Source organism: Vibrio sp. 1288 (assembly GCF_033344475.1).
On record NZ_JAWPOX010000772.1, the window covers coordinates 1 to 608 of the forward strand.

The 608-nt window shown below is 42.1% G+C and carries 1 protein-coding gene; it reads right to left on the minus strand.

What is annotated here, in order from left to right; translation table 11 throughout:
• The coding region (locus R8O11_RS29285; RefSeq protein WP_318195131.1) for an SDR family NAD(P)-dependent oxidoreductase at window positions 1–327 on the minus strand (327 nt) is incomplete at its 3' end.
• Window positions 328–608: the final 281 nt, after the last annotated feature.

Sequence of the window (608 nt, forward strand, 5' to 3'; positions counted from 1 at the left end):
CAGCACGTTAATCGCTGAGCTGAGATTATTCTCTATTAAGGTTTGAATCTGCTCTGGATCTTGCTCTTGTAACAACCCAAAGTACCCACTGCCTGCACTGTGAACCACCGTGCTCGGAATAGAATCTAATTGTTCAAACAATTGTTCCACTTCTTGATGGGATGCGAGATCACAAGCTCGATAGCCAACATTGTTCGATAAGCAGTTTGTGACTGTAGAGAGCTTACTCTCACTTCGTCCAGTCAGATAAGTGGCTTTCCCTTCCGCATCATAAAGCTTGGCCAACTCCGCCCCTAAGCCGCTACTTGCACCTGTGATGACAATCATTTTCTACCTCGTTCGTAAAAGTGCTTTCTAATGTGTGTACCAATTAAGGTAACGGAATATAGGCTGATTCACATCTTACGAACGCCATTCTTTGAAGCAGCATGACTTTCTGATTTTAACGCTCGTTAACTTCTAAATATGCCCAATAGTTTTCAAAACTATCCAATGGTTCGGATACCTGTACCTTGATCACGAAGCCCATCAAGCACAAAGAGAAACCGGAAATTTCACCTATGCTTAAACAAAGAATAACGTTTTGAATTTCCTATCGACTTTCTCAC